At 55.9% G+C, this 20,101-nt stretch carries 19 protein-coding genes; 8 read left to right on the forward strand and 11 right to left on the reverse strand.

From position 1 onward, the window contains the following. Positions 1-119 precede the first annotated feature (119 nt). From CAP48_RS03940 to CAP48_RS03960, 4 genes are all read right to left on the reverse strand, one after another. A complete protein-coding gene (locus CAP48_RS03940; RefSeq protein ID WP_100694744.1) occupies positions 120-1,568 on the reverse strand; it encodes a dihydrolipoyl dehydrogenase in 1,449 nt (482 codons plus the stop codon). A gap of 262 nt (positions 1,569-1,830) precedes the next feature. Next, a complete protein-coding gene (locus tag CAP48_RS03945) occupies positions 1,831-2,565 on the reverse strand; it encodes a glutathione peroxidase (RefSeq protein WP_100694745.1) in 735 nt (244 codons plus the stop codon). A gap of 1,006 nt (positions 2,566-3,571) precedes the next feature. Next, complete coding sequence (locus CAP48_RS03955) at positions 3,572-4,483, reverse strand: lysine exporter LysO family protein (protein ID WP_100694747.1); 912 nt, start codon at positions 4,481-4,483, stop codon at positions 3,572-3,574. 61 nt (positions 4,484-4,544) lie between these two features. Continuing rightward, positions 4,545-5,147, reverse strand: a complete 603-nt coding sequence (locus CAP48_RS03960; RefSeq protein ID WP_100696578.1) for a GNAT family N-acetyltransferase — start codon at positions 5,145-5,147, stop codon at positions 4,545-4,547. A gap of 251 nt (positions 5,148-5,398) precedes the next feature. Between CAP48_RS03960 and CAP48_RS03965 the strand changes: the two genes are divergently transcribed. The 5 genes from CAP48_RS03965 (at position 5,399) to CAP48_RS03985 (ending at position 9,312) form a co-directional block, all read left to right on the forward strand. Next, complete coding sequence (locus CAP48_RS03965) at positions 5,399-6,205, forward strand: transporter substrate-binding domain-containing protein (protein ID WP_153045649.1); 807 nt, start codon at positions 5,399-5,401, stop codon at positions 6,203-6,205. A gap of 1 nt (position 6,206) precedes the next feature. Then, on the forward strand, positions 6,207-6,896 hold the full coding sequence (locus CAP48_RS03970) for an ABC transporter permease (RefSeq protein ID WP_100694748.1): 690 nt from the start codon (positions 6,207-6,209) through the stop codon (positions 6,894-6,896). Next, positions 6,896-7,627, forward strand: a complete 732-nt coding sequence (gene hisM / locus CAP48_RS03975) for a histidine ABC transporter permease HisM (protein WP_100696582.1) — start codon at positions 6,896-6,898, stop codon at positions 7,625-7,627. Before CAP48_RS03970 ends, hisM begins: the two co-directional genes overlap by 1 nt. Before the next feature lie 7 nt (positions 7,628-7,634). After that, positions 7,635-8,402 carry an ABC transporter ATP-binding protein gene (locus CAP48_RS03980; protein ID WP_100694749.1) on the forward strand — a complete coding sequence of 256 codons (768 nt, stop codon included), beginning with the start codon at positions 7,635-7,637 and terminating at the stop codon, positions 8,400-8,402. An 82-nt stretch (positions 8,403-8,484) separates the two neighbouring features. Then, positions 8,485-9,312, forward strand: coding sequence for a sulfite exporter TauE/SafE family protein (locus CAP48_RS03985; protein ID WP_100694750.1), 828 nt, complete (start codon positions 8,485-8,487; stop codon positions 9,310-9,312). 26 nt (positions 9,313-9,338) lie between these two features. On the opposite strand, the gene CAP48_RS03990 is transcribed toward CAP48_RS03985, so the two are convergent. Together CAP48_RS03990 and CAP48_RS03995 are read right to left on the reverse strand one after the other, a co-directional pair. Beyond that, entirely contained in the window at positions 9,339-10,160 is an 822-nt protein-coding gene (locus tag CAP48_RS03990) for a DUF3025 domain-containing protein (protein ID WP_100694751.1), read from the reverse strand. 38 nt (positions 10,161-10,198) lie between these two features. Next, a complete protein-coding gene (locus CAP48_RS03995; protein ID WP_100694752.1) occupies positions 10,199-10,696 on the reverse strand; it encodes a CreA family protein in 498 nt (165 codons plus the stop codon). A 225-nt stretch (positions 10,697-10,921) separates the two neighbouring features. Between CAP48_RS03995 and CAP48_RS04000 the strand changes: the two genes are divergently transcribed. Together CAP48_RS04000 and ggt are read left to right on the forward strand one after the other, a co-directional pair. Continuing rightward, positions 10,922-11,311 carry an RNA-binding S4 domain-containing protein gene (locus tag CAP48_RS04000; RefSeq protein ID WP_100694753.1) on the forward strand — a complete coding sequence of 130 codons (390 nt, stop codon included), beginning with the start codon at positions 10,922-10,924 and terminating at the stop codon, positions 11,309-11,311. A gap of 189 nt (positions 11,312-11,500) precedes the next feature. After that, positions 11,501-13,282, forward strand: a complete 1,782-nt coding sequence (gene ggt / locus CAP48_RS04005) for a gamma-glutamyltransferase (protein ID WP_100694754.1) — start codon at positions 11,501-11,503, stop codon at positions 13,280-13,282. Between the two features lie 16 nt (positions 13,283-13,298). Here the strand turns inward: ggt and prpF are convergent, their stop codons facing one another. Continuing rightward, the gene (gene prpF, locus CAP48_RS04010; RefSeq protein WP_100694755.1) at positions 13,299-14,468 is read right to left on the reverse strand and encodes a 2-methylaconitate cis-trans isomerase PrpF; all 1,170 of its coding nucleotides are present in this window, start codon (positions 14,466-14,468) and stop codon (positions 13,299-13,301) included. Positions 14,469-14,616: 148 nt separating this feature from the next. On the opposite strand from prpF, the gene CAP48_RS04015 reads away from it, so the two are divergent. Continuing rightward, on the forward strand, positions 14,617-15,759 hold the full coding sequence (locus CAP48_RS04015; RefSeq protein WP_369806322.1) for an NAD(P)H-dependent flavin oxidoreductase: 1,143 nt from the start codon (positions 14,617-14,619) through the stop codon (positions 15,757-15,759). Between the two features lie 12 nt (positions 15,760-15,771). On the opposite strand, the gene CAP48_RS04020 is transcribed toward CAP48_RS04015, so the two are convergent. The 4 genes from CAP48_RS04020 to CAP48_RS04035 all read right to left on the reverse strand — a co-directional run bounded on the left by CAP48_RS04020 (position 15,772) and on the right by CAP48_RS04035 (position 20,076). Next, positions 15,772-16,965 carry an MFS transporter gene (locus tag CAP48_RS04020; RefSeq protein ID WP_100694756.1) on the reverse strand — a complete coding sequence of 398 codons (1,194 nt, stop codon included), beginning with the start codon at positions 16,963-16,965 and terminating at the stop codon, positions 15,772-15,774. A gap of 48 nt (positions 16,966-17,013) precedes the next feature. Next, positions 17,014-18,390 carry a CoA transferase gene (locus CAP48_RS04025; RefSeq protein WP_100694757.1) on the reverse strand — a complete coding sequence of 459 codons (1,377 nt, stop codon included), beginning with the start codon at positions 18,388-18,390 and terminating at the stop codon, positions 17,014-17,016. Then, positions 18,387-19,103: a nitroreductase gene (locus CAP48_RS04030; protein ID WP_100694758.1), complete on the reverse strand. Its 717-nt coding sequence runs from the start codon at positions 19,101-19,103 to the stop codon at positions 18,387-18,389. Before CAP48_RS04030 ends, CAP48_RS04025 begins: the two co-directional genes overlap by 4 nt. A 271-nt stretch (positions 19,104-19,374) precedes the next feature. Next, entirely contained in the window at positions 19,375-20,076 is a 702-nt protein-coding gene (locus tag CAP48_RS04035; RefSeq protein WP_100696586.1) for a pirin family protein, read from the reverse strand. Positions 20,077-20,101: the final 25 nt, after the last annotated feature.

Genomic DNA, 20,101 nt, shown 5'->3' on the forward strand with positions numbered 1-20,101 from the left:
CGTCGGATGTGTGCATACGAAAAAACAGGGACGGCGCAATAAGCACGAGTCCCTGTTTTTTCGCTATCGTCCGACGATGTTTGCCGTCAGCGGACAGCGGCTGCCCGTCTTGATGAAACTTATTGTCCCGGGCATTCGACACATTCGCCGGCCAGGTCTTTGGTCAGGCGCAGCTTGGCGCTGAGATCACGCAAGGCGGTGCGCACGCCTTCTTCAATAACCGGATGATAGAACGGCATGTCAAGCATCTGCGTAATCGTCATTTTCTGCTGATGGGCCCAGGCTAGCAGATGAGCCAGATGTTCGGCTGCGGGTCCGACCATTTCAGCGCCCAGCAAGCGTCCGCTGCCATGTTCCGCATAAATGCGCAGATGGCCTTTGTTGACGCCCATCACACGGCTGCGTCCCTGATTTGAGAAAGACACCTCGCCAACAGCGTAGCAACCACAACTGTCATACTTATCGGTTATCTCTTTGTACCGCATGCCGATGCTGGCAATTTGCGGATCACTGAAGACCACGCTGATTTGAGAGCGGCGCAGGCCTTCGGTCACGGTGGGGAACGTACCGGCATTCACGCCTGCGATGAATCCCTGGTCAGCGGCTTCATGCAACAGGGGCAGTTGATTGGAGGCATCTCCCGCAATAAAAATATGTGCCACGCTGGTTTGCATCGTGTAGGGATCGGCCTTGGGTACGCCGCGTTGGTCCAGGTCGATATTCACATTTTCCAGGCCAAGATCTTCTACGTTGGGCTTGCGGCCGGTGGCAGCCAGCAGGTAATCCACGGTCACCGTGCCGCTAGTGCCGTTTTCTGAGTAGTCTACTTTCACGCCCTTGCCGCTTGGCAACAGACTGACCTGCGTGTCTGCATCCAGGTGCAGGTCCATTTCCTGGCCAAAAATGTCCAGCGCTTTTTCCAGTACAACGGGATCGGTAATGCCACCGAGCGCATTGTCCTTGCCAAATACATGCACTTTGACGCCAAGCCGGTGTAGCGCCTGTCCGATTTCCAGGCCGATGACGCCAGCGCCAAACACGGCAACGCTGGCCGGGAGGGTTTCCCAGTCGAAGACATTATCGTTGACAATCAGGCGTTCCCCCAGCGACTGCCAGGCAGGTACGACAAATGGACGAGATCCGGTCGCAATCACAATGCGTTTTGCTGTGATTTCCGTATGATCGTCTACTATGACGACGTGTTCGTTTTTAAAGCGGGCCCTGCCCAGAATGCGATGGTCGGCGGGAAAGGCTTGTACATCTTCAAGCACGAAACCGACGAATCGGTCGCGTTCGGAGCGCACACGCGTCATGACCTGGTGACCGTCGATGCGCAGGGCGCCATCCGGATGCACGCCGAACTGCTCGGCTTGGCGCACATGATGCGCGGCTTCGGCGGCGGCGATAAGCAATTTTGAAGGCATGCAACCGACGCGCGCGCAGGTAGTACCAAACTGGTGGTCTTCTACCAGGTATACACTGTCTGTGGATTTGCGGGCGGCGCGAAACGCGCTCATGCCGGCAGTGCCTCCGCCCAGAATGACAGCATCGGCGTTGATTGATTTCATATTCGGTCCCTGATATTGGAGTTTTTGACGCAACCAGATTGGATTCTACCGGTTTGCGGGCGAAAAAAAAGCAGCGGCATCACGAATGTGTGCCCGCTGCCGATACATCGGCTTTGTATTGTCACGCACGCGTGTCAATAACATCGCGCAACGCAATTTCAGTCATGGTCTGCCGCAAATGACCCGGGACAGATAAGACTGCATCGCGAGTCAGGCCGCTGGCCTGACTGTGCGAACTGTCGCCATGACATGGTCAACAGGCTTACTTGCCTGCGAAATGCGCTGTCAGTTCGTCGCTGCCGCCGATATATTCACCACCAATGAAGATTTGTGGTGTGCTGGTTTTGCCGGTAATGGCGCGAATGGCGACCGTGCTGGCATCTTTGCCCAGTACGACTTCTTCGAATGGCAAGTCTTTTTCTTTCAGCAGAGCTTTGGCTTTAGCACAATAGCCGCAACCAGGCTTGCTGAACATGACGATAGATGGCTTATCCTGGTAGTCTTTGTCGATATAGCGAATCATGGTGTCGGCATCAGACACTTCAAACGGATCGCCTTCTTTTTCCGGTTCGATGAACATTTTTTCAACCACGCCGTCCTTGACGAGCATGGAATAGCGCCAAGAGCGTTTGCCAAAGCCCAGGTCGTTTTTGTCGACCAGCATACCCATGCCTTCGGTGAACTCGCAGTTGCCGTCAGGAATAACAGTAATGTTTTCAGCTTCTTGCTGCGATTTCCATTCGTTCATGACGAAGGTGTCGTTCACAGATACGCAGATGATATCGTCGACGCCGCGTTCCTTGAATGATTTGGCCAGTTCATTGTAGCGAGGCAGGTGCGTTGATGAGCATGTCGGCGTAAATGCGCCAGGCAATGAGAACACGACAACCGTTTTGCCTTTGAAAATATCATCAGTAGATACCTTTTTCCATGCATCGCCGGCGCGAACCGGGAATGTTACGGATGGGACGCGTTGACCTTCTTTATTCTGCAACATATTGGATTCCTTATGTTAGTGAAACAAACAGTGAGATGAGCAAGCCGCTGCCGGTTCGGACACCGCTAGGTAATACAGCGTTGTTTCATCAGATGTATCCATTGTACGCAATGGATTGTGATTAGTAAAATTTATTATATTTATATTGGTGATAGTTAAAAACAAATATCGCGAAAAGAGCTCAATAGTAAACGCCTATTGCCTGGCGGGCATCCATTCATTGAAATGGCTCTTCGGGTTCGGTTGCACGCGCCGTCGGGAAGACGTGGACGTTTGGTGCGCGGGTATTATGACGATCTGTCATTCTGGATATAGCGCTGTCTCGTGCCCGAAATTTCCCGCGCAGGCATATACGAGCGATTATGTGAAGGTTGGCTGCGTTCCGGCGCTCTTTAGTATGAGCGGGGCGCCACACCTGACAACAGTGGTGTAAAGAACAACAGCCAGTGGTGATACCAAAAGCTAAACAGTAAAAACTCAAGAACAATCGCTTATAGGCAAGAACCTGTAGAGCGGCTCAGTTCACGCGCATCGGATTGGACCTTGAGCGTAAAAGCATTGTGAAGGGCGTAGGGAGCAATAACGGAATGCAATAGCAGAATGTGACAACCGAATGCGGTTTTCAATCCCATTGCAAACAGGATTTCCAATGCGAACACAGACGCAATTTCTAAAGTCATGACAAGTAAAATGCGTGAAATGCTCTCCATGCACTTTCGAATGCCATTACAAATGTCATTACAGATCTCGTTCGCAGCTGTAATTCGCAAATGTAATAACTAATGCCTTAGTTAAGGCAATAACCAAAGTTTTTCCCCCAACGCCGCTACAAAGGGAACTGCGAAATGTCATTACAAATGAAATCCAGAAATGCGATTACAAATGCAATAAACACGCGCCAAACGCAAAATTATTCAAAACAGCATTTTAATAAATACTGAAAAATGCCGAATAATAACGTAAACTAAGCGAACTTAGCCTATATTTCGCAACAATTATACCATATTTAGTCAAATAAGGAAAGCACGTAGCTCAGTAGGAAAGGGGCGATTAGGCTGAGTACGACGCCGGAAAATATTGCGGTCATCAGAAACGGATTGCCGGCGGTTTTTCGAACAATAGGCAGCGTGGTGTCCATCGCGGTCGCCCCGGCAGCGCCGATACCGGTCATTGGGTAACGAGCCCCGGCAAAAAACAGCACCACGATGGCAAGCAGCTCCCGGAATAAGTCCGTGAGCAGCGCTGTGGCGCCGTAAAACTCCCCGAGTTTTGCCGTAACCATCACGCCCGACAGCGAAAACCAGCCAAAACCGCTGCCAAGCAGCAGCCCATGGCGGATATCGGTGTCGGTAGCCCAGGCGATGAAGGCGCCCGAGAGTAAAGAAACAACCAACACGATCAGGGGTAGCGTAAACATCGCCGCACGGATCGCACTGCGTTGCAAAGGCGTATGCGCCAGATCGGCGCCAATCAGAAAGAGCAGGAGGTATAGAAAAAATTCCGAACTTGGGATGGGCAGCGCGATGGCCCAGCGAGTCATAAGCACCGCCAGGCCAAGGCCGGCCAACAGAAAGCCCAGGGCTATGCCGCATTCGCGGATGACGTGCATGATTCCCAGGTCATGGCCGGTCGCCTGCGAGCGCCTGTTACTGCGAAATAGCGCCAGTAATGCCAGCGCGCAAAATAAGGTAATGCCTACAGAATACAGCGCTGCGGTTTGAAGAATAAGTAGCAATTGGTGCATGACTGACAATTGCTGCCCGAAACGATAACCGATGGCAAACAGCATGATCCAGACGAACGGCGTGATGGCGCGCGACAGGAAGGTGACCGTACGAGAAGGTAGCAGATAGCCAATCGCATAGCCGGCCAGCAGCCAGGCGGCAATCGGAAACAGGGATGTCAGTACAGAGGTCATGAAAACAGCAAGAAAAGACAAGGGAGCGGCACGGTAAGTGCCGCCGGCAGGAGCGGAGGAACTACCTGGGCAGCTTTTCCTTCAGCTTCTGTTTGATTGTCGGCCATTCAGCCTGCGTTACGCTATACATGTGCGTGTCACGAACCGTGCCATCGCGACGCAGGGCATGGCCACGCAGCACACCATCTTTTTTAGCGCCCAGGCGCTCGATGGCGCTCTGCGAGCGCTGATTCAGATTGTCGGTACGCCAGCCGACCACATTGGCCTTGAGTGATTCGAACGCATAAAAAAGCATCAGGTATTTGCAGACCGTATTGACATGGGTGCGCTGCCACGACTGGGCATACCAGGTGTAGCCGATTTCAAGCCGGGCGATATCAGGGACAATGTCGTGATATCGGGTGGTTCCGATAATTTTGCGGGTTTTGGCATCAAGCACCACGAAAGGCAACATGTGTCCTTCCTGCTGGCCCTTGAGCGCCGCTTCTATATACGCGGTTTCCTCGCCGGGTTCAGGCACCGAGGTGAAGGTCAGATTCCATAGTTCGCCGTCTGCCGCTGCGTTACGCAGCCCTTCTGCATGGGCCAGACGCATGGGTTGAAGCACAATGCCGTGCCCTTCGAGCTGAATCGGCGCAAGGGGCTTGGGAAAGGGAGTGATCATGGGAAAATCCAGCAAAGACAGAAGGTCGAAAGATGCCATTATAAAGAATAACCGGCAGTTGTGAATGGTCGTGCCGCGACTGCCCTGGGCAATACCGATCAGACAAAATTCGCGCTAGAGGTGATCCCTAGTGGTCAGACGGTCGACAAATCAGTACTATTTCGGATTCAGGAAGCGTGGGTGCAGGCTGGTCGACACAGACGATCACCCCCGAACGCCTCTCTTGGTAGAAAAATTCAGGAAGTGAAATCATGATGAATATGAAAAATTGGCTGCTCGCCGTCGCGGTAGGCCTGTCTGCTGGCTTTGGCGCAACGGCGCTGGCCAGTGAGTGGAAAGAACTTAAAATTGGCATCGAACCGGGTTACGCGCCGTTCGAATATAAAAACGCCGAAGGCGAAATTGTGGGTTTTGACCCAGACGTCATGGCCCGGGTTTGCGAAAAATTGCAGGCCAAGTGCGTGTGGGTCGAACAGTCTTTCGATAGCCTGATCCCGGCCCTGACCGCACGCAAGATCACGCTGATTCACTCCAGCATGCAGATTACGCCGCAGCGCGAAAAAGTGCTTGCCTTCAGTCGCCCCATTTATGGGATTCCTACCCAGTTGATGGCGCGCAAAGATAGCGGGCTGCTGCCTACTGTCGAATCCCTGAAGGGCAAACGGGTGGGCGCCCTGCAGGGCAGCACCCAGGAAACCTATGCCAAGAAGCAGTGGGGCAGCAATGGCGTGACCATTATCTCGTATCAGGATCAGAACCAGACCTTTGCTGATCTGACGGCAGGGCGCATTGATGCAGCCATTATTGAAAAACCCAACGGGCAGAGCGGATTCCTGAACCGGCCCGAGGGCAGTGATTTTGCGTTCCTGGGCGAACCCATTACAGACGATGCGGCGTTGACGGGTGAAATTGCCATCGGCTTGCGCAAATCCGACAGCAAACTCAAGCAAGCCATTGATGCTGCGTTAAGTGAGTTGCAACAGGACGGCAGTATGGCCAATATTGCCGAAAAATACTTCAAGCCGGGCGAAGTCGACCTGAAAAATGTGAAGCAATAGCATGTTTTTGTATGGATATGGCGCACAGATTCTGCATGGAACCTGGGAGACCATCAAACTGGCACTATTGTCACTGCTGGTCGCGTTCGTGCTGGGCCTGATCGGGGCCAGCGCAAAGCTATTTGGCAATGGTCTGGTGCGTGGCTTGGCCAAGGTCTACACCACGCTGATACGCAGCGTGCCCGATCTGGTGCTGATGCTGCTTATCTTTTTCAGCATCCAGATGGGGCTCAATGAAATTACCGATATGCTGGGCATGGAAGTGATTGAAATTGAGCCCTTCTACGCCGGCGTACTTACCATCGGCTTCATTTATGGCGCTTACTTTGCTGAAACCTTTCGCGGCGCATTCATTGCCGTGCCGCGAGGTCAGTTGGAGGCGGCACGAGCTTACGGCATGCGCAGTACCCAGGTATTTTGGCGTGTGCTGTTTCCGCAAATGATGCGCTTTGCCTTGCCGGGCATAGGTAACAACTGGCAGGTCGTGCTTAAGGCGACGGCCCTGGTGTCTATTATCGGGCTTACCGACCTGGTTCAGGTGACTCAGGGCGCAGGTCGCGCCACCTCGTCTATGTTCCTGTTCATTTGCGTGGCGGGATTCATCTATCTTGTGCTGACCACGGTTTCGAATGTCGCATTATGGCTGCTTGAGCGTAAGTACGCTGTGGGCGTACGGGAGGCGCAGCTGTGATCGAGTCCCTCAATAATTTCCTGGTCATTTTGAATGATTACTGGAAACCGCTGCTATTCTGGGACGGTACGGTGTTTTCCGGGTTGGCCGTCACCCTGTGGGTGCTGGTGCTGGCCCTGGTGTTGGGGCTGGTGCTTGCCATTCCCATGTCGGTTGGCCGGGTTTCGAAAAATCGCTGGATCGCCTGGCCGATCTGGTTTTTCAGTTATGTTTTCCGTGGCACGCCGCTGTATGTGCAGATATTGCTTATCTATAGTGGTGTCATCGGCCTGCAGGTGGTGCGCGAGACGCCGCTGCTGCAATCCTTTTTCATGAGCGGCTACAACTGCCTGGTGCTGGCCCTCGTACTCAACACGCTTGCCTATACCACCGAGATTTTTGCCGGCTACATCAAAAACAGCGCGCACGGCGAACTGGATGCGGCGCGAGCTTTCGGCATGTCCCGGTATAAAATGTACACGCGCGTTATTCTGCCTTCGGCGCTGCGCCGGGCGCTGCCGGCCTATAGCAACGAAGTCATTCTCATGCTGCATGCCACTTCACTGGCGTTTACAGCCACCGTTCCGGATATCCTGAAGGTGGCGCGCGATGCCAACGCCGCCACCTATCTGACGTTTGCCGCTTACGGGACGGCTGCCATTTTGTATATGTGTGTCTCGTTCGTTCTCGTGGCACTGTTCCGCAGGCTGGAAAAAAGAACGCTGGGCTTTCTGGGCCACAGCCAACACTAGGATCGTTATGTATAAACTCGATGTTCAGAACATCTACAAGTCTTACGGACAAAACGAAGTATTGAAAGGCGTATCGCTGCAGGCCAAAGCGGGGGACGTGATCGCCATGATCGGTTCCAGTGGCTCCGGAAAAAGTACCTTCCTGCGCTGCATCAACTTCCTGGAACAACCCAATAGCGGTACGGTATCGCTCAATGGTGAAACGCTCACCGTCAGCAAAGACGCCAAGGGACGCTTGCGTGTGTCGGACGAAAAGCGCTTGCAGCTCTTTCGCACCAAGCTGGCCATGGTGTTTCAGCATTTTAATCTGTGGGCGCATATGACCGCGCTTGAAAACATTATTGAAGCGCCCATGCATGTGCTGGGAGTATCCAAGGCTGACGCCGTTGAGCGCGCGCGTCAGTATCTGAACAAGGTGGGATTGCCCCCGGCCGTGGAAAATCAGTATCCGGCACAGATGTCTGGCGGTCAGCAGCAGCGCGTGGCAATTGCCCGCGCCCTGGCGATGGAGCCCGAAGTCATGCTGTTTGACGAACCCACATCAGCACTGGACCCTGAACTGGTCGGTGAAGTGTTGCGCGTCATGCAAAAGCTGGCCGAAGAAGGACGAACCATGATTGTGGTCACCCATGAAATGGGCTTCGCCCGCAACCTGGCCAGTCATGTCATGTTCCTGCATCAGGGCACGGTCGAAGAAGAAGGGTCTCCTGATGACGTTTTTGGCAATACACGAAGCCCGCGCTTGCAGCAGTTCCTGTCGGGGAATTTGAAATAATGCGAGGGTATCGCACGGCTCGCCGGCGTGGGTTTACGCGTGCGTTGTTGCAGCCGGGACGGTGCGAGCCGGAGAGCCGTCGATGACCGTCCTGACCATTATTGCCCTACTGGCGCTGGGCGCCTTTGGCGGCTTCATGGCTGGCCTGCTTGGCGTGGGCGGCGGTATGGTGTTGGTGCCGTTTCTGACTTTGCTGTTCGGCGCCTCACTGATGTCGCCTGACCTTGCCGTGCACTCAGCCATTGCGACCAGCATGGCCATGATTCTGTTTACCTCAATTTCCAGTATGCGAGCCCACCACCGGCAAGGCGCTGTGCTCTGGTCTGTCGTATTTACGCTGGCGCCGGGCATTGTGCTGGGCGGCCTGCTGGCCGGCGGGGCGGTGTTTGCCTATTTGCATGGCGCGGCGCTGTCTTTGTTCTTTGCCCTGTTCGTGGGCTACTCAGGCATGAACATGTTGCGTAATAAGAAGCCCAAGCCGTCCCGGCAATTGCCTGGCATGGCGGGGCGCACGGCCGCCGGCACGGGGATCGGCTTTATCTCGGGACTGGTGGGTGCCGGCGGCGGATTCCTGTCGGTTCCTTTCATGGTCTGGTGCAATGTGCCTTTGCGTAATGCGGTCGCGACATCCGCCGCGCTGGGCTTTCCCATCGCACTGTCCAATAGCGTCGGGTATATTCTGTCGGGAATCAGGGAAGTTGGCATCGGCGACGGCATGCTGGGCTATGTTTACTGGCCCGGCCTGGTGCTGCTGGTCATCATGAGCGTATTGATGGCCCCCGTAGGAGCGCGCCAGGCACATACCCTGCCTGTGGACAAATTGCGTAAGGTTTTTGCCTGCCTGTTGTTTGCGCTAGCTGCGTACATGCTGTTCAAGGCCATGCAGCAGTTTGGTATTTTTGCACAGTAACAACGTTAATCGCCGGCGGCCTGGCCTTAACGGCGCGGCGGCCGAAAGACCTGCCTGTCTTCATAAAAAGCCGGATCTTCACTGGCGGCATCCCAGCCCGGGATGCCCATGACCGGCAAGGGGCAATGAGGTTTGACCAGCAGGGGTTCCTGCCTCAGGATTTTATCCAGCGCGTTCGCCATGACTTCGTCAATATCACAGGCGTTGACGCCAGCCGGGATGCGTATCACATTGGCTGTGATCGCCTTGTAGGGGGTGACGCATTTTTCCAGCAGGGCGTGGCCGATAATGGCCACTTGCGTTTGCTGCCACAAGTCGCGCTGTTGCACGAAAGCGCGATGCCAGTCACGTTGCTCAATAGACTCCCACAAGGCTTGAGGCGCCTGCAGAAAAACGCCGCCTTCGTCCAGCAACGTGATCGTATCGCGGATCACGCCGCGCCGCTGACCTACGCCCTGGTGAAGAATTTGCTGGCACTGGATCCTGTTGAACAGGGTTTTCACTTTAGGGAATCTGAACCAGCAAAGGCCATTGAAAAAATCATGCAGATTGTCGCGCGTCGGGCAAAGGCCGTTTTGTCCGATAAATGACTCATAGGCCACTCCTGCCGGCAACGAGCACTGATCGGTGAAGCGCACGGGGCATGCCGCCGGCGCCAATGCATTGAGCAACTGCGCCACCGGTATGGACGCGGTGGGGCTTGGCTGCGCGCCAGGCGCATCCGGCAAAGCCGTTTTGGCAAGCGGCCCCAGTTGCGCTTGCCAGCGCGTGCCGCCCGGCAGCCATGCGCGCAACGGCGTCCACCATGGACGCGTGGTATCCAGGCTGCCGAGTACATCGACAATCATGCCAGGCGGCCTTGCATGCTATGACCTGTCATACCGGTTCACTTGAATGTGATGGCCGGCTCGACCTCGCGCCAGGGCATCAACGGGACCACGGATATGCTGTTGAAGGGCGAGCCGTCAATCAGCTTTTCACTCACAACCAGGTAGATCAGGGACTGGTTCTCGACGTCGACCAGGCGCGAGACGTTCAGTCCCTTGAACAGAAAACTCATGCGCTGGGTAAATACGTCTTGCTGTACCTTGCGCACGGGCTGCGTTGCTTTGAGCGGGCCGGTCTGACGGCACGACAAAGAGAACCGGGACGGATTTTCAGCAAAACCCAGCGCACCGGTCACTCCGCCCGTTTTTGCGTAGGACAAGTGACAAGTTACGCCGTCGATTTGTGGATCTTTGAAAGACTGCACGCAGACCTTGTCATTGTTCAGGATGCGCCAGGTGGTGCTGACACAGCCGATATCAACGGCACGGGCATTGGCGGGACCGGCCGTGCAGAGCATTGCGGCGCCGACAAAAAGCGCTCGTAAAAATAGTTTCATGATTTCCAGGGGCAAAGGAGTCTGATCTCGGCAAAGAGTTTACACCCAATCGGAGCCACGCAACAGTTGGATGACCCGGGCTGGCATGGACGCGAAAATCGCCACCGCGCCTGCTGCCAAATGCGACTACAATAGATTCGCAGCTTGCTGCGTCCGAAAGCAACACGAGACAACAGCGCATCGTCTGTCAGGTCCCTCTGTCGACAACCGCTTACGAATCAACCTATGGAAAAACTACGTATTGATAAATGGCTCTGGGCAGCACGTTTTTACAAGACGCGCTCGCTGGCCGCCACCGAAATCGGCAAGGGCCGGGTGCTGGTCAATGACCAGCCGGTCAAGCCTGCTCGCGAAGTGAATATAGGCGATCTGATCGCGGTCAGGCGCGACCAGACCACGACCACGGTCCAGGTGCTGGCGTTGTCTGCGGTCCGGGGCCCCGCGCCAGTTGCCCGAACGCTTTATGAAGAGACCGAAGCGAGCCGGCTGGCCCGCGAAGCTGCGCAGGAGCAGCGGCGTCTGGCAGGCGAACCGGCTCTCAGTATTATGCAAGGCCGTCCTACCAAGCGGGATCGTCGCCAGCTGGAGCAGGTGAAAAAGGGCGGCGAGTGGTGAAACGGCCCCCTTTTGCATGAGAATAAAAACAGATTGTAAGAAGGGTTAAACAGCGGTATCCACATCTATCAATTTATGGTGGATGATTTTACAATCTTGTTCAATCATTTGACACACACGCGCGCCAGCACAGCGCCAGGTCGTACCGCTAGTGCAGGATACGTATCTAAAAAACCGAGGAGTACAGACATGTTGTTCAATAAAACAATAAGCCGGCTTTCGCTGTCGGCAATCTGCATGAGTGTCGCATTGGCGCTGAGTGTTGGCCCTGTCGCGGCGCAACAGCAGCCCGCCAGCACCGTCAACCTGCCCGCGCCGCCTACCATCAAGTATGACTATGACATGGATATCTTCCATCCAGTCAGCGCCAGAAACGGCATGGTGGCATCCGAACAGCGTCTGGCTTCGGAAATCGGCCTGGAAATCCTCAAAAAGGGCGGCAATGCTATTGATGCCGCCGTGGCGGTCGGCTTTGCCCTGGCAGTCGCGCTGCCCAACGCCGGAAACTTGGGCGGAGGCGGCTTTATGTTGGTCAATGACGCCAAGTCGGGCAAAACCATTGCGCTCGATTTTCGGGAAATGGCCCCGGCCAAGGCAGGTCGCGACATGTATCTGGACGACAAAGGCCAGGTCATCAACAATAAATCCCTGTATACCCACTTTGCCGTTGGCGTGCCCGGCACGGTCAAGGGAATGGAACATGCCCTGAAAAAATGGGGCACCATGTCGCTTGCCGATGTGATTCAGCCGGCCATCGCGCTTGCTGAAAACGGCTATGCGGTCAGCCCGACACTGGCAGAAGCCCTGGAGGTGGAAAAAGACAACCTGGGCAAATGGGATTCGACCAAGGCCATTTTCTTCAAGGACGGCGAACCGCTCAAGGCGGGTGATAAACTGGTCATGAAAGACTTGGCTGCCTCCATGAAAATGCTCGCCGAGCAGGGCAGCGACGCCTTTTACAAGGGTGCCATTGCCGATCAGATCGTGCAGGAAATGAGCAAGCACAAGGGCCTGATCAGCAAAGAAGACCTGGCCAATTACAAAGTGATGGAACGCGAGCCGGTTACCGGCGAATACCGGGGCTATAAGATCGTCTCCATGCCGCCTCCCAGTTCTGGCGGCATCCATATCATCCAGATGCTAAACGTGCTGGAACATTTCCCGCTGAATGAGTCGGGCCCCAATAGCGCCAAAACCATTCGCCTGATGGCCGAAACCATGAAGCGCGCTTATGCTGACCGCTCCGAACATCTGGGCGACACCGATTTTGTGAAAGTGCCGCAAAAAGGGCTGACCGCCAAATCCTATGCCGATGAGTTGGCCAAGCTGGTTGCCGAAGAGAAAGTGACGCCAGCCAAGGAGATCAAGCCCGGTGAGCCACAGAAGTACGAAAGCGATCAGACCACGCACTACTCGGTCGTAGACAAGGACGGCAATGCGGTTGCAGTGACTTATACCCTGAACCTGAATTTTGGCAGCGGTATTGTTGCGGGCAATACAGGTATCTTGCTGAACAACGAAATGGATGACTTTTCTTCCAAACCCGGCGTGCCCAACGCTTTTGGTCTGATTGGGGGTGAGGCCAACGCGATCGAGCCCGGCAAGCGGCCGCTGTCGTCCATGACGCCAACCATGGTGCTCAAGGACAACAAGCCATGGTTGGTGACCGGCAGTCCCGGCGGCGCCCGTATTATCACAACCGTATTGCAGACGCTCACCAACAGTATTGATTTCGGCATGAATCCTGCTGTTGCCGCAGCGCTGCCACGTTTTCACCATCAATGGTTGCCAGACGAGCTGCGACTGGAACCGGGATTCAGCCGGGACACCACCGAACTACTTAAAAAACAAGGCTACAAGGTTGTGGTCAAGCCCACAATGGGCCGTACGCAAACCATACAGATTCGCGACAATATGATGTACGGTTACTCAGATCCGCGCAATCCGGATGGGGTGACGCTAGGGTATTGAATGGCGGGTCTTTCCTTCAGCGTACCTGCGCCGGGGCGACATCGCCAGGCACCCACACTTGCCCTGTCATCAGTCGGCGGGCACTGCGACTCATGCTGACACAGTCCAGCTGCCAGCCGTCTGCGGTTTTACGGGTGCTGGCGCCAACCCGCAAGGATCCCGAAGGATGGCCAAACGTGAGCGACTGAACCGGGCCTCCCAGAATGCGCGAAACCACGGTGTCCGCAATCGCGGCTGCGACTGCAATGCCGATGGCGCCGGTGCCTGTCATGGCATGATGCAGCTTGCCCATGGACAAAATGCGAGCGCAAATATCCACGCTGCTTGCCAACACGTGCGCGCCATCTGATGCCGTATAGGATTGAGGCGCAGCAAAAAAGGCGATCTTGGGCGTGGATGGCATGTGCGCGCTGGCTTGTTCGGTCGTTTCTACCATTCCCATGGCCACGGCCGCCTGCGCGCGGATTTGCTCCAGCTTGGCAAGCAGTTGCGTGTTGCTGTTCACGTCTTTCTGCAATTCGGTCGCGTGCAGGCCCAGTACCGAGGCATCAATAAATACCGCCGGGTTGCCGGCGGTAAGCAGCGTGGCCTCGATCAGGCCAACGCCTGGCACGTCCAGGTTATCCAGTACCCTGCCGGTCGGGAAGAGCGAGCCTGTGCCGGCGCCGCCGATAAAGTCCAGCTCTATTTCAGCTGCCGCAAAAGTGACGCCGTCCAGGTGAAAATCACCGGTCTCCTGCACCTGTCCGCTGACCAGAGGCACACGGGATACGATGACCTGCTCGATATTGCGCTGCCAAATCCGGATGGTGGCGTGGCTGCCGCTGCCAGGCGGCACCAGACCCGAGAAAATGGCAAACGGGCCTACCGCCGCACTCAGGTTACCGCAATTGCCGCTCCAGTCAATGAGCGGCTTGTCGACGGCAACCTGGCCGAACAGATAATCGACATCGCAACCGGGACGGGTCGATTTGCGCAGAATTACCACTTTGCTGGTGCTTGAGCTGCCTCCTCCCATACCGTCGATCTGCTGGCTATAGCGATCCGGACTACCCAGGACTCTTAATAGCAGTGCATCGCGCAGTTGTGGTTCCCGCGGAAGATCATCCTCAAGAAAAAATACGCCTTTACTGGTGCCACCGCGCATATAGGTGGCATTGATCGCAATTTGGGGAGCTATGGACATGATACGACGGGCTTCCTGTCAATCTGATAATACGTTTAGTGTGGCCACTGACACGGCAATTGTAAGACGGAACGCCCAAAACCACGACGCGAGGTATGGCAAGGACAAATTTCACCTGTCGATTTGGTATGATGAGCCGGCAAACCTGATGTCGGATATCGTGGAGCACGGCGGGCCCAGTCCCTTATGGCTTTGTCCCGGCAAGGGCAACGCCGTCACGCAAAAGGGAAACGTCATGAGCAAGTCGCTGATCCAGTTATTGAATACCACATATCCATTGATTCAGGCTCCTATGGCCGGCGTCTCTACGCCTGCGCTGGCTGCTGCGGTTTCAGAAGCCGGCGCTCTCGGCTCACTGGGGCTGGCGTCAGCCTCGCTCGATCAGGCGGCAAGCATGATCCGCGAAGTGCAGAGCCTGACGCGCAAACCGGTCAACGTCAATTTCTTCTGTCATCAGCCCACCGTGGCGGATCCTGTCGCCAACCAGGCGTGGCTGGATCATCTGCGCCCGATGTTTGACGAGTTTGGCGCAACGCCGCCATCAGAGCTCAGGGATATTTACCGGCCATTTCCGGGCTACGCACAGATGCTGGAACTGGTGCTGGAAACTCGTCCCGCCGTGGTGAGTTTTCATTTTGGGCTGCCCTCCCAAGAGTATATTGATGCGCTGAAAAATGCGGGTATTGTGTTGATGGCCACCGCGACCACGCCGGCCGAGGCCCGGCAGATTGAGACCGCCGGTATTGATGTGCTGGTTGCCCAGGGTTATGAAGCCGGTGGACATCGTGGCGTATTCGATCCGGAAAACGGTGATGCCCAGTTTGGGACGTTTGCGCTGGTGCATATGCTGGCTAAACAGTCCTCATTGCCCGTAGTGGCTGCCGGTGGCATTATGGACGGCGATGCGATTAAGGCCGCGCTGGCCCTGGGAGCGTCTGGGGTGCAATGCGGTACGGCGTTTGTGTTATGCCCTGAGTCGGCCGCCAATGACGCTTACCGGCAGGCCTTGCAAAGCGAACGCGCTTATGACACCCGTGTTACGATCACGCTCTCGGGCCGCGCAGCGCGGGGCCTGCGCAATCGACTGTATATTGACGAGCCATCCGCTGCGCGTCCGGCAACGCCGGGTTATTCCATGACTTATGACGCGGCCAAGGCGCTCAATGCCGTCGCCAGCGCCAGGGGCAATTATGACTTTGCTGCGCAATGGGCCGGTCAGGCGGCGGCACTGGCCCGGCCGATGTCGGCAGCGCAAATGGTGCAGACGCTGGCCGATGAAGCCGGCTGGTAAGCAATTTATTGGCTAGGCACGTTGCTGGTCTTTGCGCAAAATGATGCCTCGCATCAGAAAAATCACCAGGCCGATCAGAGTCATCAACAGGCCCGCCCACACCGGTGATACCAGCCCAAGGCCCGCAGTGATGGTCAGGCCGCCCAGCCAGGCGCCCAGGGCATTGGCGGCATTGAAAGCGGCATGCGTTAATGCACCCATCAATGTCGGCGCCTGTGGGGCACTGAGCATGATCTGAACCTGCATGGAAGGCACTACCAGCATGGAGCTGAAGGCGATGCCGAACATGCAGATCAGTAGCATCCATGACGAACTGGCGGTCAGGCCCAGCGTCGCCAGCACAATCAACACGCAACAGAAGCCGATAATGATTCCCCGCTGTGGATATTTGTCGGCCAGATGTCCGCCCAGCAGATTGCCGCTGGTCATGCCTGCGCCAAAAGTCATTAATGCCACAGGTATCATTGCTGCAGGCAAACGGGCGACATCGGTCACCATGGGGCCGATATAGGTATAGACGGCAAAAACGCTGCTGGTGCCAATGGCAATGATCAGCAGCAGAAACCAGGCTTTGGGGGTTTTCAGACCGTGCAGTTCCTGGCTGACCGGATTGCCTTTGAGTGCAGCAGATTTGGGCAGCCAGCGCCACAGGCAACCGAATGCCAGCAGGCCGAAGAGGGCGACCAGAAAATAGGTATTGCGCCAACCGAGCGCCTGCCCGGCAAAAGTGGCGGCAGGCGCGCCGATGATATTGGCTACGGTCAGCCCCAGCAAAATCAGCGATACGGCTCTGCCGGTTTTACTTTTGCCAACCAGATGGGCGCCGGCCACCACGCCCGCGCCAAAATAGCAGCCATGGGGCAGCCCCGTCAGAAACCGTGCCACAATGAGCCATTCGATGGATGGCGCCAGTGCAGAGAGTACATTGCCCACGATGAACATGAAAAACAGTAAAAGCAGAAATGGTCGTCTGTGCAGGCGGGCGCCTGCCATGGTTAGTAATGGGGCGCCGGCCACCACGCCGACGGCGTAGGCGGAAATGGCATGGCCTGCTGAAGGTATGCTTACCTGCAGATCGGTGACAATGAGCGGCAATATGCCCATGCTGGCAAATTCGGTGGTGCCGATACAAAAGCTGCCGAAGGACAAGGCGAGCAGGGCCAGAGCCACGTTATGTGGCGTTGCGCCGGAGGTGGGTTGTTGCATGAAATATAGAGTCGTGAGGTGGAATAGGCACGAGGCCGCAATGGCGTTCTAGTCCGTCCGCCAGGACGGATCATCGCTGCCCCAAAGACCGCCGGCTTGAGAAAAGCTCGCATGGCTGTCTACAGTGAAGGCAGGACGCGATTGTATAACGATTCCCGAGGGGCTGGGCTGGCTGAACTGCCACGGCGACACATCGGTAAGAGGCTGGCCTATATCCCTGGCCGGCCCACGGGCCAGCAGCCAGTGAGCGGTGGCCAGCAGATGCGCCTGTACGCGCCAAGTGCCGCCTTGTTCATTGCGCCACTTAAGGGCGCGCAGGATTCCCGCTGCCAGCAGATAACCGGTGGCATGATCCAGCGCCTGCGCCGGTAACGCGCCCGGTACGATGCCATCGTTCGATTCCAGCATACCGATACCGGTAGCGGCCTGCACAATACTGTCGAATCCGCGCCGATCGCCCCACGGGCCCTCGAACGTCCATGCCGAAAGCGTCGCATGGATCAGGTGAGGATAGGTATGGGCCAGCGTGGCGCTGTCCACCCCGAAAGCGCGCAGGGCCTGCGGGCGGTAACCGGTAACAAGGACATCAGCGCTGGCCAGCAGTTCATGCAGTATGTGAAGGGCGCCAGGATCGCGCAGGTCCAGTAGCGCCGAGCGTTTGTCTGCCCCCGTATCCACGTGCTGAACCGGTAACTCAGGCATGGATGGATTGTCAATACGGAGCACATCGCAGCCCAGATAGGCCAGCGTACGCGTAGCAACCGGCCCGGCAATCACGCGGGTCAGGTCCAGAATGCGGGGTCGTCCGTGAGGTGCGTTCGGCGGGATTGGCGCAACTGCTGCGATATTATCAATGGATAGCAGCGGCACCGAGGCGGCTGCTTTGGCCTGTGATGAGCGCTGCCACTGCCGCGCATTGCGAACTTTGACGGCAATCCCCTGGGCTGCGGTCACCGTGTCTTCCACATCAATGGCTCGCCATTGCCTGAGCGTGTCGGCCAGTTGCTCGCGAGGACATTTATCGGGCAAGCCCAGCGCCTCCAGAAGGCGCTGACGGTGGTGCGGATAGTTGCCATGCAGCCTGACCCAGCCGTCCTTTGTTTGAAAAAAGCCCGAATGGTCCTTGAAGACGGCAGCTCGCTCGCCGTCGATGGTTTGCAACTGGTCATTGCGAAAGGCAACCGAGACCTGAGCCGGCTCCACCTTCGCGGTCTGGGCCTGGCGCCACTGAGCTGCGGACAATGCGGCAGCAGCGACTGCGCCGCAAGCCAGTTCATTGACCTGCAGACGCGAGGGCAAATAATTACCCGTCGCCAGTTCGAGATGCGCCTGCACATACTGGGGGGACAGTTGCAAAACGGGCAACAGCGTCCGAAGTACACTATTGGCCAGCGCGGATTCAGTCGGGTGCGTGGCTTCGGTCATGATGACGAGTTTTCCTGTGCATCGGCGTGAAACACCGCAAATTCGTCAACCTCAATCCGGCTGGTGCGAAACTGGTTGGCGGGGTGGCCGGTATCTTCATAGCCAAGTGAAATACCGCAAGCAATGATCTGGTCGTCCGGGATATGCAGGTGACTGCGGATGATCTGTGGATAGTTACTCAGGGCAGCCTGAGGACAGGTGTGCAGTCCGAGTGATCTGGCTGCGATCAAGATGTTCTGGATGAACATGCCGGTGTCCATCCAACTGCCGGTCTCCAAGTCGTTATCCAGCGTAATGAACAAAACAACAGGGGCGTCGAAAAATACGAAATTGCGTCCGTGTTGGCGTTTCATGCCGGCCTTGTCTTCACGCGTAATGCCTAGCGTGTTGTATAGTGACCAGCCTGTTTCACGTCGGCGGGCCAGGTAAGGTTCGCGCCATTTTACCGGGTAGTACTGGTATTCGCGTTGCTCCGGCACACCACTATCGTGGGCATGAAGCAAGTCCTGCGATAACGCGTCGCGGGCGGCGCCCGAGACCACATGGATTTTCCATGGCTGAATATTGCTGCCGCTGGGGGCCCGTGCTGCTGCATGCAGTATGGTACGGATTGCTTCCTTGGAAATAGGATCCGGCAAAAATCCACGTACGCTTTTGCGGGTCAGTATCGCCTGCAAAGTTTCATTTTCGAAAAGGGGGTCTCGGCTGTTCATGGAAACTGGTCTGGTCCTTGGCATGGATTTCAGTTGAAATAAGCAGCCATCGATACTGAAGACGGCAGCTTCACTTTACCATTTTTTTCATCGTTCGCCGTACAAGCTTGTGACATATTGGCCTGGAGCGTAGTCGCTTGGCATATTGGCCTGCGCTATTTCGTCGGTGTGCCCTCTGTCATATTGTCATGGAGCATAATGCAGGGCACCGGCGCGCGCGTGGCGCCTCGTTCGCCAATGCCCAGTCCAAAATCTGACAAGATATTCACGGTTACGCAGGAAGGTCAAAGACCAGCACTTCTGCAGCGCTGCCATTTTCCAGAATCACGGATTTTTCATCTGTGATTTTCAACGCATCACCTGCCTGCAACGGCTGACCATTGACAGTCACGCTGCCTTTGGCCACATGAACATAGCCGGCACGCCCGTCTGCAAGTTCATGGGTCAAGGTCGGATCTGTATCCAGGATGCTAGCGTAGATTCTTGCGTTCTGATGAATCAGTACTGAGCCGTGTTCCGCATCGGGTGAAGCGATCAGCCGCAGACGGCCTTTTTTCTCGGCAGCAGTGAAATGTTTTTCTTCATAGCCTGGTGCGATACCGATTCTGTCCGGTGTGATCCATATTTGCAAAAAATGGACAGGTTCATCGGCAGATTGGTTATATTCGCTATGCATGATGCCGGTGCCTGCGCTCATGCGCTGCACGTCGCCATAGCCGATGGCCGATCCATTGCCCATACTGTCCGAATGGGCGAGTTTGCCCTCCAGTACATAAGAAATAATTTCCATGTCGCGATGGCCGTGCTTGCCGAATCCGCGCCCGGGCTGCACTCGGTCTTCGTTGATGACAAGCAGCGGGCCAAAGCCAGTATGGGCCGGATCATGATAGCCGCCGAACGAGAACGAATGGCGCGAGCTTAGCCATCCATGTTCGGCAATGCCGCGATCTTCACTTTTTCTGAGTGTTAACATTTTATTGATTCCTTCAATATAATCG

This window comes from Advenella sp. S44 (genome assembly GCF_002810445.1).
GTDB lineage: Bacteria > Pseudomonadota > Gammaproteobacteria > Burkholderiales > Burkholderiaceae_B > Advenella.

Coding starts and splice junctions, on each gene's coding strand:
- CAP48_RS03940 (WP_100694744.1), bottom strand. CDS start 1,568: ATGAAATCAATCAACGCCGATGCTGTCATTCTGGGCGGAGGCACTGCC.
- CAP48_RS03945 (WP_100694745.1), bottom strand. CDS start 2,565: ATGTTGCAGAATAAAGAAGGTCAACGCGTCCCATCCGTAACATTCCCG.
- CAP48_RS03955 (WP_100694747.1), bottom strand. CDS start 4,483: ATGACCTCTGTACTGACATCCCTGTTTCCGATTGCCGCCTGGCTGCTG.
- CAP48_RS03960 (WP_100696578.1), bottom strand. CDS start 5,147: ATGATCACTCCCTTTCCCAAGCCCCTTGCGCCGATTCAGCTCGAAGGG.
- CAP48_RS03965 (WP_153045649.1), top strand. CDS start 5,399: ATGATGAATATGAAAAATTGGCTGCTCGCCGTCGCGGTAGGCCTGTCT.
- CAP48_RS03970 (WP_100694748.1), top strand. CDS start 6,207: ATGTTTTTGTATGGATATGGCGCACAGATTCTGCATGGAACCTGGGAG.
- CAP48_RS03980 (WP_100694749.1), top strand. CDS start 7,635: ATGTATAAACTCGATGTTCAGAACATCTACAAGTCTTACGGACAAAAC.
- CAP48_RS03985 (WP_100694750.1), top strand. CDS start 8,485: ATGACCGTCCTGACCATTATTGCCCTACTGGCGCTGGGCGCCTTTGGC.
- CAP48_RS03990 (WP_100694751.1), bottom strand. CDS start 10,160: ATGATTGTCGATGTACTCGGCAGCCTGGATACCACGCGTCCATGGTGG.
- CAP48_RS03995 (WP_100694752.1), bottom strand. CDS start 10,696: ATGAAACTATTTTTACGAGCGCTTTTTGTCGGCGCCGCAATGCTCTGC.
- CAP48_RS04000 (WP_100694753.1), top strand. CDS start 10,922: ATGGAAAAACTACGTATTGATAAATGGCTCTGGGCAGCACGTTTTTAC.
- ggt (WP_100694754.1), top strand. CDS start 11,501: ATGTTGTTCAATAAAACAATAAGCCGGCTTTCGCTGTCGGCAATCTGC.
- prpF (WP_100694755.1), bottom strand. CDS start 14,468: ATGTCCATAGCTCCCCAAATTGCGATCAATGCCACCTATATGCGCGGT.
- CAP48_RS04015 (WP_369806322.1), top strand. CDS start 14,617: ATGTCGGATATCGTGGAGCACGGCGGGCCCAGTCCCTTATGGCTTTGT.
- CAP48_RS04020 (WP_100694756.1), bottom strand. CDS start 16,965: ATGCAACAACCCACCTCCGGCGCAACGCCACATAACGTGGCTCTGGCC.
- CAP48_RS04025 (WP_100694757.1), bottom strand. CDS start 18,390: ATGACCGAAGCCACGCACCCGACTGAATCCGCGCTGGCCAATAGTGTA.
- CAP48_RS04030 (WP_100694758.1), bottom strand. CDS start 19,103: ATGAACAGCCGAGACCCCCTTTTCGAAAATGAAACTTTGCAGGCGATA.
- CAP48_RS04035 (WP_100696586.1), bottom strand. CDS start 20,076: ATGTTAACACTCAGAAAAAGTGAAGATCGCGGCATTGCCGAACATGGA.